The organism is Pseudomonas sp. NFX5 (genome assembly GCF_049132125.1).
In the GTDB taxonomy this organism is placed as follows: Bacteria; Pseudomonadota; Gammaproteobacteria; order Pseudomonadales; family Pseudomonadaceae; genus Aquipseudomonas; species Aquipseudomonas marginalis.
The window spans coordinates 58352-69066 of the sequence record NZ_JAFMZG010000010.1 but is presented as its reverse complement, the minus strand read 5'-3'; the positions used below and the strand labels follow the sequence as shown (position 1 = coordinate 69066).

At 60.7% G+C, this 10715-nt stretch carries 11 protein-coding genes; 4 read left to right on the top strand and 7 right to left on the bottom strand.

Annotation, left to right across the window (positions count from 1 at the left end; all coding sequences use genetic code 11):
• Window positions 1–320 precede the first annotated feature (320 nt).
• Complete coding sequence (gene rluB, locus J1N02_RS07065; RefSeq protein WP_027605574.1) at window positions 321–1568, top strand: 23S rRNA pseudouridine(2605) synthase RluB; 1248 nt, start codon at window positions 321–323, stop codon at window positions 1566–1568.
• 125 nt (window positions 1569–1693) lie between these two features.
• On the opposite strand, the gene J1N02_RS07060 is transcribed toward rluB, so the two are convergent.
• Both J1N02_RS07060 and J1N02_RS07055 read right to left on the bottom strand, forming a co-directional pair.
• Window positions 1694–2653, bottom strand: a complete 960-nt coding sequence (locus J1N02_RS07060) for a hypothetical protein (RefSeq protein ID WP_027605575.1) — start codon at window positions 2651–2653, stop codon at window positions 1694–1696.
• 73 nt (window positions 2654–2726) lie between these two features.
• Entirely contained in the window at window positions 2727–2864 is a 138-nt protein-coding gene (locus tag J1N02_RS07055) for a hypothetical protein (RefSeq protein ID WP_003175756.1), read from the bottom strand.
• A 638-nt stretch (window positions 2865–3502) separates the two neighbouring features.
• Here J1N02_RS07055 and J1N02_RS07050 point away from each other — a divergent pair.
• On the top strand, window positions 3503–4924 hold the full coding sequence (locus J1N02_RS07050) for an amino acid permease (RefSeq protein ID WP_027605577.1): 1422 nt from the start codon (window positions 3503–3505) through the stop codon (window positions 4922–4924).
• 66 nt (window positions 4925–4990) lie between these two features.
• On the opposite strand, the gene J1N02_RS07045 is transcribed toward J1N02_RS07050, so the two are convergent.
• On the bottom strand, window positions 4991–5365 hold the full coding sequence (locus J1N02_RS07045) for a cytochrome c (RefSeq protein ID WP_027605578.1): 375 nt from the start codon (window positions 5363–5365) through the stop codon (window positions 4991–4993).
• A 70-nt stretch (window positions 5366–5435) separates the two neighbouring features.
• Here J1N02_RS07045 and arfB point away from each other — a divergent pair, with 70 nt between their 5' ends.
• Entirely contained in the window at window positions 5436–5849 is a 414-nt protein-coding gene (arfB, locus tag J1N02_RS07040; protein WP_017139168.1) for an alternative ribosome rescue aminoacyl-tRNA hydrolase ArfB, read from the top strand.
• Here the strand turns inward: arfB and J1N02_RS07035 are convergent.
• From J1N02_RS07035 to J1N02_RS07025, 3 genes are all read right to left on the bottom strand, one after another.
• On the bottom strand, window positions 5846–7042 hold the full coding sequence (locus J1N02_RS07035; protein ID WP_027605579.1) for an MFS transporter: 1197 nt from the start codon (window positions 7040–7042) through the stop codon (window positions 5846–5848). The genes arfB and J1N02_RS07035 overlap by 4 nt on opposite strands.
• A 104-nt stretch (window positions 7043–7146) precedes the next feature.
• Window positions 7147–7320: a hypothetical protein gene (locus J1N02_RS07030; RefSeq protein ID WP_162844272.1), complete on the bottom strand. Its 174-nt coding sequence runs from the start codon at window positions 7318–7320 to the stop codon at window positions 7147–7149.
• A gap of 367 nt (window positions 7321–7687) precedes the next feature.
• Window positions 7688–7999 (bottom strand): DUF962 domain-containing protein, encoded by a 312-nt coding sequence (locus J1N02_RS07025; RefSeq protein ID WP_027605580.1) that lies wholly within the window; start codon window positions 7997–7999, stop codon window positions 7688–7690.
• Between the two features lie 162 nt (window positions 8000–8161).
• Between J1N02_RS07025 and J1N02_RS07020 the strand changes: the two genes are divergently transcribed.
• Window positions 8162–9220: an AraC family transcriptional regulator gene (locus J1N02_RS07020; RefSeq protein ID WP_421147242.1), complete on the top strand. Its 1059-nt coding sequence runs from the start codon at window positions 8162–8164 to the stop codon at window positions 9218–9220.
• Here the strand turns inward: J1N02_RS07020 and J1N02_RS07015 are convergent.
• Window positions 9177–10631 (bottom strand): TrkH family potassium uptake protein, encoded by a 1455-nt coding sequence (locus J1N02_RS07015; RefSeq protein WP_027605582.1) that lies wholly within the window; start codon window positions 10629–10631, stop codon window positions 9177–9179. The genes J1N02_RS07020 and J1N02_RS07015 overlap by 44 nt on opposite strands.
• Between the last annotated feature and the right edge of the window lie 84 nt (window positions 10632–10715).

Genomic DNA, 10715 nt, shown 5'->3' with positions numbered 1-10715 from the left:
GGGGGACTCTTGGTTCCAGGGCATGATCAGTTACCTCCTGATCATGCGTATTAGCCTGTAAACCATGTCCCCGGTTAGAAATGTAAACGATGTCCCCGGTTTGTACCGGGGCAAGCCCCCTCCCACAAGGGTTCAGTGGTGCCCTGGGCATCGCCGGTCGGCGGAAAAACCAATGACCTGGTGCTTATCGACTAGTCTCTGATGCGCAATGCGCGCCATGGGCGTATGATTCGCGACCCTTTGCCGACCTATTCGGCCAAAGCCCCGCTTTCAACACTCTTCAGGCCACGCCTGAATCGACCCACCGGGAGGTGCTTAAGATGAACGACAAAGACCAGAACGACAGCCAGGAAATCGGCCCTGCAGGCGAAAAGCTGCAAAAGGTGCTGGCGCGTATCGGCGTGGGCTCGCGCCGCGACGTCGAAGCCTGGATCACCCAGAAGCGCATCAAGGTCAACGGCGTCGAGGCCACCCTTGGCCAGCGCGTCGACCTGCACGATGCAATCACCATTGATGGCAAGGTCATCAAGCGTGAAGAGGCCGCCGAATCGGTGCGCCGCGTGATCATGTACAACAAGCCCGATGGCGAGATCTGCACCCGTGACGACCCGGAAGGCCGTCCGACCGTGTTCGACAAGATGCCCAAGCCCAAGGAAGGCCGTTGGATCAACATCGGTCGTCTCGACATCAACACCACCGGCTTGCTGATGTTCACCACCGACGGTGAACTGGCCAACCGCCTGATGCACCCGTCCTACGAGATGGACCGCGAATACGCCGTGCGTGTGCGTGGTGAAGTCGATGACGAGATGATCGAACGCCTCAAGGCCGGCGTGGTGCTGGAAGACGGCCCGGCCAAGTTCACCGACATCAAGCAGGCGCCGGGCGGTGAAGGTTTCAACCACTGGTACCACTGCGTGGTGATGGAAGGCCGTAACCGTGAAGTGCGTCGCCTGTGGGAATCCCAGGGCCTGGTGGTCAGCCGCCTGAAGCGCGTGCGTTTTGGCCCGGTGTTTCTCAACTCCGACCTGCCGATGGGCCGCTGGCGCGAAATGAGCCAGTACGAAGTCGACATCCTCAGCGCCGAAGTCGGCCTGACGCCGGTCGCCATGCCGCAGATGAACGCCAAGAGCAAAGACAAGCTCGATCGTATGCAGCGTAAATCGTCGCGCCCCGTGGCCCGCACCGAACGTGTTGCCCGCACCCTGCGCCCGGCGCTGGATGCACCGGCGACCGGCGGGCGTATCTCGCGTCAACCGCATATCGAAGGCGAGCGTCGCCCCACTGCGCCATCGCGCCAGGAAGGCGAACGTGCGCCACGCACCCCACGCCCAGCCGGTCGTGGTGACGCGCCAAGCGGTGGTCGCAGCAACCGTGGTGACGCCGGTCGCGGTGCTCCGGCATCCGATCACCCAGCCGACAGCGCCAACACCAAGCGCCCGGCCAAGCCAGCGCCGAAAAAGCGCCCAGGCCTGAAGCTGGTGGCGGACGAGCCATCGGGCAAGCGCCGTGGCGCACCGGCCGGTTCGGGTCAGCGTCCAGGCTTCGGTCGCAAGAAGCCGCAGTGATGTAACCGCTGCACACAAACGCCAACCCTAGGGTTGGCGTTTTTTTTTGCCTTGGAATACAGGTAAAACATGTGGGATGGGGCTTGCTCCCACAGTTGGTTCTCCATCATTTTCAAGTTCGGTGTTCAGAACGCGAAGGTGCCGTCAAACACCGGTTTGTCATCCAGCGCCAACACCCCACTGGCAAAGATCAGGTCCAGGTGATGGCTGCCTTTCTGCCCGCCACCCAAGCCCAGGTGCAAGCCGCAATGGCGCTCCTCGAACCCGGCATTGCGCGCGTACAGGTCCTTCACCCCTTCATTGGTGCCAATCCCCAGTTCCTCCACCCGGCGATTGGACGGGTTGGCATTCAGGTATTTATTGAAGTCGTCGGCCAGCCCCGGCACGTCACTGGCCACGCTGCAGATGGTCGAGTTTTCGATCCACAGTTCCAGTGGTGACTGCAGCACGCCGTACTTGCGTGCGAAGGGGATGGTGCTGAGAAAGGTGCCGACAAACCGCACCTGGCCATTGATGGCTTCGCTGTGGGTGGCGATTTCGCCGGGGGCCAGGTCGTGGTTGCCGATGCCGTTGATATTGGTCCACTTCTTGATGCTGCTCATGGGCGCCTGCAGGCGTGAGCCGTGTTTGTCGGTAAAACTCAGCACAGCGGCTTGGGACATGCGCCGGATCAGCGTGGCGTTGAGGTCGGCGATGCGCTGCGGCTCGACGCTGAAGGTGTCGTAGAAATAGTCGCCGTAATCCTTGAACAGCAGGGATTTCTTCCAGTGTTCGGCCATCACGCCTTGCAGGGCACGGATAAAGTCCGGGCCTTCGGCGCGCGGGTTGGGCAGGGTGGAGGAATCGTAGAGGAACAGGTACAGGTCGCAGGCTTCGATGGCCTGCGCCAGGCTGTCGCTGTCGGCCAGGTCCAGGCGCTGCACCTGGAAGTTGAAACGGGCAGCGCTGCTCTGGGCGATCGCCTGGGCGATGGCGTCGTAGCGCTCGGTGTGGCCCAGCAGCACGGTGGGGCAGTTCAGGCCGCCGAGGGCCGGATGGTGTGCAAGGTAGTAGAGAAAGTGTTCAACGGCGCGGGCCTTGTCCATGACGTATGTCCTTGTGTGCCTTGGGTAAGGAGGCAGGTGCCGTGCACAGCACCTGCCGAATACGTGCCGGGTGTCAGAAAGGCCACATCGCCGTGCCAAATGGCACCACGGCATCGGCTTGCATCATTTCAACGGCGGCCTCGTGGGTCGGCGCTTCAAACCAATCGTCGAGTTGCAGTTCGGTTTCCAGGTCGTTTTCCAGTGCTTGCATGGTGTATCTCCTAGAGGACGTTGTTTGAGAACGGCTTGCCAGCGGGCTTCGCTGGGCAAGTGAAAGAACCTAGGTGAGAGTGTTTGGTAATGCAAAAAATTTATTGACACGGTCTCATTTGGATTTTTTCTTCTGTTTTTTCGCCGGCTTTTTTTCTTCAGCAAATACAGTGAGCTGGCGTCGCTAATGGTGATGAATTTTCTTACCGCCATTTTTTCAAAAACTTACAGCTGTAACGCCGATTTTCCAGGCTGTAACGATTAATTTACGTGTAGCTCGCGGCATGATTGGCCTATTTACCGCTGTAAGGAATACCTGACAGATCGTCGCACGTGCGCTGCGGGTACGGCTTGAAGCTGTCGAGCGGTGTACAATGCGCCGCGTTTTACTGTGACCCCCTTGCGTAACCACGCAAAAGGCCAAGACCTCAGGGTTTACCCACCCTGATCACTCCGCCTGGCCACGAGCCCGGCGGGTTCGATTTCGTCACAGATAAAAACAAACAGGTGACGCATGACCATTAGAAAGACGCTGTACTCCTGGTGCCTGCGCTGGGGTTTGAGCGGCGCTGCTTGAGTCGGTAATTCAAGGCAGCAACCTGCATTCAACATCATCAAACCTTGCGTGAGACCCTTTTCATGAGTGAACCCCATTCCTCTTCAGGCGAGCTGAAACGCGGCCTGAAAAATCGGCATATCCAGTTGATCGCCCTTGGTGGCGCCATCGGCACCGGCCTGTTCCTGGGCTCGGCCGGCGTGCTCAAATCCGCCGGCCCGTCGATGATCCTGGGTTATGCCATCTGCGGCTTCATTGCCTTCATGATCATGCGCCAGCTCGGCGAAATGATCGTCGAAGAGCCGGTCGCCGGTTCCTTCAGCCACTTTGCCCACAAGTACTGGGGCGGTTTCGCCGGCTTCCTGTCGGGCTGGAACTGCTGGATCCTGTACATCCTGGTGGGCATGTCCGAGCTGACAGCCGTCGGCAAATACGTGCACTACTGGTGGCCGGAGATCCCGACCTGGGTGTCGGCGGCGGCGTTCTTCGTGCTGATCAACCTGATCAACCTGGCCAACGTCAAAGTCTTTGGTGAAGCGGAGTTCTGGTTCGCCATCATCAAGGTGGTGGCCATCGTCGGCATGATCGCCCTGGGCAGCTACCTGCTGGTCAGCGGCAGCGGCGGCCCGCAAGCCTCGGTGAGCAACCTGTGGGAACACGGCGGCTTCTTCCCCCATGGCGTCAGCGGCTTGGTGATGGCCATGGCGATCATCATGTTCTCCTTCGGCGGCCTGGAAATGCTCGGCTTTACCGCCGCCGAAGCCGACCAGCCACGCACCGTGATCCCCAAGGCGATCAACCAGGTGATCTACCGCATCCTGATCTTCTACATCGGCGCCCTGGTGGTATTGCTGTCGCTGACACCATGGGACAGCCTGCTGGCCACCCTCAACGCCTCCGGCGATGCCTACAGTGGCAGCCCGTTCGTGCAGGTGTTCTCCATGCTGGGCAGCAACACCGCCGCGCATATCCTCAACTTCGTGGTGTTGACGGCGGCGTTGTCGGTGTACAACAGCGGCACCTACTGCAACAGCCGCATGCTGCTGGGCATGGCTGAGCAGGGTGATGCGCCCAAGGCGCTGGCCAAGATCGACAAGCGCGGCGTGCCGGTGCGTTCGATCCTCGCGTCGGCGGCGGTCACGCTGGTGGCGGTGTTGATGAACTACTTCATCCCGCAACATGCGCTGGAATTGCTGATGTCCCTGGTGGTGGCCACGCTGGTGATCAACTGGGCGATGATCAGCTTCTCCCACTTCAAGTTCCGCCAGCACATGAACCGCACCGGCCAGGTGCCGCTGTTCAAGGCGCTGTGGTACCCGTATGGCAACTATGTGTGCCTGGCGTTCGTGGTGTTTATCCTGGTGATCATGCTGATGATTCCGGGAATCCAGGTGTCGGTGTACGCGATCCCGCTGTGGGTGGCGTTTATGGCTGTGTGTTATTGGATCAAGAACAAGCGCAGTGCTGAAGCGGCGTTGAGCACCGCGAGTGCAGCGTTGAAGTAAACAGGCGCCTACCTGGAAAACCCCGCATCCTGCATAGGGCGCGGGGTTTTTTGCGGTTTGAAGCCGTCAACTTTTTGAAATCACACCGCTCATGTATTCATTCAAGTCGCGAAAGTCCTTAACGTTCCAGGCATGCGGCGCGACCTTCACCCCATTCTCGCGCAGCGTTTTTGGGATCAGGTCTCCATTCGGGCGAAGTATGACCGACGACACAATAACGCCCGGGTAAGCCGCCAGCCGTTTTTTGAAGGCTGGGGTTGTCAGGTCAGGTGTAGGCGGGTTGCTTTTATTGGCCAACGGCCCCGTTGCCTTGAGGTCCGGCCCGTGGCACATGGCGCAGCGCTGTGAATAGAGGTTTTTGCCATTGGCGTTATCTGCAAAGGACAGTGACGTTTGAATGAGTGATAAGGTGCCGAGCAAAGTGATCAATAGTCTTTTCATTGTCATGCGTCCTTGTTGTTGAGGCTGTTGTCCTGATTGGGTGTGTCTGTTGCCTAGGGTTTATTGAGTGATGCTGGTTATTTCCAACAACGTGCACCTGCCCGATGCCGAAATCGAGCTGACCGCCATCCGCGCCCAGGGCGCCGGCGGGCAGAACGTCAACAAGGTGTCGAGCGCGGTGCACCTGCGGTTTGATATTCCGGCGTCGTCGCTGCCGGCGTTCTACAAGGAGCGACTGCTGGCACTGCGTGACAGCCGTATCACCAGCGAAGGCGTGCTGGTGCTCAAGGCCCAGCAGTACCGGACCCAGGAACAGAACCGCGCCGACGCGCTGGAGCGCCTGGTGGAGCTGATCCTCAGTGCCACCAAGGTCGAGAAGAAGCGCCGCCCGACCAAGCCCACCCTGGGCTCGAAAAAGCGGCGCCTGGAATCCAAGACCAAGCGCGGCAGCATCAAGGCCGGGCGCGGCAAGGTCGACTTCTAGGCATCGCGCGCTTCGCGGGCCTTGGGTGCTTGCCGGTACAGGTAGACACTCAGCAGCAGCCCACCGAGGGCGGCGAGGGCGGCGAACAGGAAGATCGACGCAAAACCGAAACCTGCCGCCACGGCCCCGGCCAGCGGCCCGGTAATGCCCAGCGACAGGTCGATAAACAGCGAATAGGCGCCCACCGCCGAACCACGGCTGGATGCGGGCACCAGGTTGACCGCCTCCACCCCCAGCGCCGGAAACACCAGGGAGAAGCCGAAACCGCTCAACGCCGCGCCGGCCAGGGCCAGGTTGGCATCCGGCGCCAGCCACAACAGCAGCAGGCCGAGGATCTCCACCGACAGGCAGGCGATCGCTACGCGAAAGCCGCCGATACGGTTGATCAAGTTGCCGAACAGCAGGCGCGCACCGATAAAGCTGGCGCCGAACAGGCTCAATGCCCACACCGCGTTATCCCAGTGCTGGGTGGTGTAATACAGGGTGATAAAGGTGGCGATGGTGCCAAAGCCGATGGAGCCCAGGGCCAGCGCGCAGCCGTGGGGCAGGACTCGGCCCAGTACGTTCATGAACGGCAGGCGCACGCCGGCGACGATGGGGGCGGCCACTTTGTTCCAGGCCAGCAGCACGCCGACGACCGCCAGCAGGATAATGCTGACACCCATGCTCCACAGTCCGAAATTCCGCACCAGCAGCACACCCAACGGCGCACCGACCGCCAGCGCGCCGTAACTGGCGATGCCGTTCCACGAAATGACCTTGGCGGTATTGGCCGCGCCCACCCGGCCGATGCCCCAGCCGATGGCACCTGAGCCCACCAGGCTTTCTGCGCTGCCCAGTATCAATCGACCAATGAGCAGGCTGGCCAGGCTGACGGCCGGCACGCTTGAAAACCACGCCGCAAGCAACATGAACACGCCACTCGCGCCGCACCCCACCAGGCCGATCAGCACCGCCCGCTTGCTGCCCAGGTTATCGATGATTTTGCCTGCATACGGGCGGCTCAGCAGCGTGGCCAGGTACTGCACGCTGATCACCAGGCCGGCGATCACCGCCCCGTAGCCCAGTTCACTGTGGACATAGCCCGGCAACACGGCCAGGGGAATGCCGATATTCAGGTAGCCGATAAAGGTGAACAACACGATGGAAACAACTTGCAGCGTTACCGCCAGGGGGCGCTGGGTATCTGGCATGGGAGAGGTCCACTGTCGCAGCAGGTAAAGATAGGCTGCTAATGATACCGGGGCTTGGGCGTGCGCAGGGCGGTAAAACGCAAAAACGTCAGATCAAAAAGACGTCAGGCTTGAAGGGGGGCGAGTAACTGGGTGGTGACCAGGGCGGCCAGGGCGTTTTCCTGGGTGCCGAAGCGCTTGAGCAGCAAGGCTTGTTTGTCCGCGCTGAGGCGGTTCCACACGTCGACCATCTGCAGGGCGGTGTCGAGTACGGCGGTGTCCGGGAGGGTGTCTGTCATGGCGGGTACCTCGGGGGTGATTCAGGCAGTGTGGAAAGCGTTCAAAGGTACGCTTTCCACACGGTCTGGTACGGCGTCAGTCCTGGCTCTTGCTGTCGACTGGTTTTGCTTCTTTGGCCTCAGGCTGCTTCGCGCTGGCCTGCTGCGGTGTTGGCTGCTCAGTTTCGTGCAGGCTTGGGAAGGGGAGATTAGGTATCTCGTGCATCGTCGTCGCTCCTCGCAAAGTCTGTTTTTTCAATCGCAGGTGATTCCGCGCTCTCAAAAAGCCTTGGCAGGATACAGCACTGTAAATGACAAAAAGACTTTTATATCGCCGGGTGTACGAACCTTTTATCGTTTTTACGCAAGTGACAAGAGGTCACATCGCTCAGAACGGCACCTTGCCGAGGATCATGTCGCGGTACATCACAAAATCCCCCAGCAAGCTGTAGAACGGGTGCTGGAAGGTCGCCGGACGGTTCTTTTCGAAGAAGAAGTGCCCGATCCAGGCAAAACTGTAGCCGGCAATCGGCACGGCCAATAACAGCCCCAGTGAACCTCGGCCGATGGCATAGGCCAGGATGCCGATCACCAGGGTAGTGCCGATAAAGTGCAGGCGCCGGCAGGTGCTGTTGCCGTGCTCGGTCAGGTAATAGGGGTAAAACTCGGCAAAGCTATTGAATCGCTTGAGGTTTTCCACTGCAGCCGGCCCTTTGATTGTTGTGCCGCCGAACAGATGTTCGGCGGGGAGCTTATTTGAGTCTAGAGTGATCAGTGGTAACAGCCAGTGACAATAGATGCCACTTTAGTATCCTTGGCTTTCCTGGCTGCCATTTTGAGCCTGCTTTATTAAGAAGACGCCATGAGCGAACGAACAACTTCTGCAAGCTGGGCGATGGGGATAGTCAAGGCACTGGAAATGGACGGCCTGGATTGCCGCGCCTTGTTCAAGCAACTGGGCCTGGACTACGCCGCCCTGAGTGACCCCGATGCACGGTTCCCGCAAGACTCCATGACTCGCCTGTGGCAGCGCGCGGTCGAGCTGTCGGGTAACCCGGCGATTGGCCTGAACATGGGCAAGGTGGTGCGCCCGGCGTCGTTTCATGTGGCCGGTTACGCCTTGATGTCCAGCAACACCCTGGCCGAGGGCTTTATGCGCCTGGTGCGTTACCAGCGGATCATCGCCGAAAGTGCCGATTTGAGTTTCCGACTATTACCTGAAGGCTATGCGCTGATTCTGACGGTGCATGGCGATCATCTTCCGCCGACCCGACAAAGCGCCGAAGCCTCCCTGGCCTGTGCGTTGGCGCTGTGCGGCTGGCTCACCGGGCGGACCCTGCAACCCCGCAAAGTGCTGTTGCAGGGCGATCAGCCGGGGGACCTGGCCCCCTATAAACAAGCGTTCCATGCCCCGCTGGAGTTCAATGCGCAGTATGACGCGCTGATCTTTGAGCGCGCCGACATGGACGCGCCGCTGCCCACGGCCAACGAGGCCATGGCGCTGTTGCACGATCGATTTGCCGGTGAATACCTGGCGCGGTTCTCCGAAAGCCGCGTGACCCACAAGGCGCGGCAGGTGCTGTGCCGACTGCTGCCCCAGGGCGAGCCCAAGCGCGAAGTGGTGGCCCAGACCCTGCACCTGTCCCAGCGCACCTTGCAGCGGCGCCTGCAGGAAGAAGGCACGAGTTTCCAGACCCTGCTCGACGACACCCGCCGCGAACTGGCCGAGCAGTACCTGGCGCAGCCGAGCATGACCCTGTTAGAGATCGCCTACCTGCTGGGCTTTGCCGACCCGAGCAACTTCTTTCGCGCGTTTCGCCGCTGGTTCGATGCCACGCCCGGCGAATACCGGGCGCGACTGCAGGACGCGTCGACGGTCAGTGACGCCAGAACGCCGGAATGCACAGAACAAAGACTGTGATGATTTCCAGCCGGCCCAGCAGCATGCCCAGGGACAGGATCCACTTGGCCGCATCCGGCAGGCTGGCGAAGTTGCCGGCCGGGCCAATGGTTTCCCCCAGGCCCGGGCCGACACCGGACACGGTGCTGGCGGCGCCGGTGAGTGCGGTCATCCAGTCCAGGCCCAGCAGCGACAAGGCCAGGGCGATGGCGCAGATGGTGATGGCGAAGAAAAACGAAAAGGTCAGGATCGAACGCACGATCTCTTCGTCGAGGCGGTGGCCGTTGTACTTCTGCTTGATTACCGCGCGCGGGTGAATCAGCTGGTTCAAGTTGGCCTTGAGCAGGATATAGGCGACCTGGAAGCGGAAAATCTTGATCCCGCCCGCCGTGGAGCCGGAACAGCCACCGATGAAGCCCAGGTAGAAAAACAGCATCAGTGAGAAATTGCCCCACAGGCTGTAGTCCCCCAGTGCAAAACCGGTGGTGGTCACTACCGACGTGACGTTCAACGCCACATGGCGCAGGGCATCCAGCCAATGCAGGTTGGTGGTCCACCAGTACCAGGTGCCGAGCACCAGCCAGGTCACCAGCAACAAACCGAGCAAGCCCTGTACTTGCTGATCCTTGATCAATGCCTTGCGATTACCCCGCAAGGTGGCCACGTACAGGGTAAACGGCAAGCTGCCGAGGATCATCACCACCACCGCCACCCAGTGCACCGCCGGTTGTTTCCAGTGCGCCAGGGACTCGTCCGAGGTGGAGAACCCACCGGTGGAAATCGCCGACATCGCATGGTTGATCGCATCGAACAGGCCCATGCCGGCCCACCAGAACGCCAGGCTACCGAGGATGGTGATGCCGACGTAGGCCGCCACGATCAGCCGCGCCACCATGTGCGAGCGGGGCATGACCTTCTCCGAGCGGTCCGAGGATTCGGTCTGGAACAGGCGCATGCCACCGATGCGCAGCAGCGGCAGGATCGCCACCGCCATGCCGATAAAGCCGATGCCGCCGAGCCAGTGCAGCAGCGAGCGCCACATCAGAATGCCAGGGGACAGGGTGTCCAGGCCGCTCAGCACCGTGGAACCGGTGGCGGTGATGCCGGACATGCTTTCGAAAAACGAGTCGGTGTAGCTGATGTGCTGGGTCAGCAGGAACGGCAGCGCGGCGAATACGCATACCACCACCCAACTGCTGACCGTGAGCAGGTACATGTCTCGCGGACGCAGGTGCACGTGTTCGGGACGCCCGGGAATCACCAGGGCGAGCCCGGCGACAAAGGTGATCAGGCTGGCCCAGAGGAACGAGGGCAGGTCGCTGGTCCGTTCGAAAATCACCAGGGTGGCCATGGGCACGACCATGGCGATCGCAAGGGTGATCAGGAAGATGCCGATGATGAAACCGATGATGCGTAGGGTCGGCAACGCCATGAAGTGAGCTCGAAATAGGGCAGAGGCGCCATTCTACCTGGGGTGCCGGGCATGTAAACCGGGCCTTGAAGGCGACGCAAATCA

Bases quoted from the DNA above. Each gene is read 5' to 3' on its own strand.
- rluB (WP_027605574.1), top strand. From the start codon at position 321: ATGAACGACAAAGACCAGAACGACAGCCAGGAAATCGGCCCTGCAGGC.
- J1N02_RS07060 (WP_027605575.1), bottom strand. From the start codon at position 2,653: ATGGACAAGGCCCGCGCCGTTGAACACTTTCTCTACTACCTTGCACAC.
- J1N02_RS07055 (WP_003175756.1), bottom strand. From the start codon at position 2,864: ATGCAAGCACTGGAAAACGACCTGGAAACCGAACTGCAACTCGACGAT.
- J1N02_RS07050 (WP_027605577.1), top strand. From the start codon at position 3,503: ATGAGTGAACCCCATTCCTCTTCAGGCGAGCTGAAACGCGGCCTGAAA.
- J1N02_RS07045 (WP_027605578.1), bottom strand. From the start codon at position 5,365: ATGAAAAGACTATTGATCACTTTGCTCGGCACCTTATCACTCATTCAA.
- arfB (WP_017139168.1), top strand. From the start codon at position 5,436: ATGCTGGTTATTTCCAACAACGTGCACCTGCCCGATGCCGAAATCGAG.
- J1N02_RS07035 (WP_027605579.1), bottom strand. From the start codon at position 7,042: ATGCCAGATACCCAGCGCCCCCTGGCGGTAACGCTGCAAGTTGTTTCC.
- J1N02_RS07030 (WP_162844272.1), bottom strand. From the start codon at position 7,320: ATGACAGACACCCTCCCGGACACCGCCGTACTCGACACCGCCCTGCAG.
- J1N02_RS07020 (WP_421147242.1), top strand. From the start codon at position 8,162: ATGAGCGAACGAACAACTTCTGCAAGCTGGGCGATGGGGATAGTCAAG.
- J1N02_RS07015 (WP_027605582.1), bottom strand. From the start codon at position 10,631: ATGGCGTTGCCGACCCTACGCATCATCGGTTTCATCATCGGCATCTTC.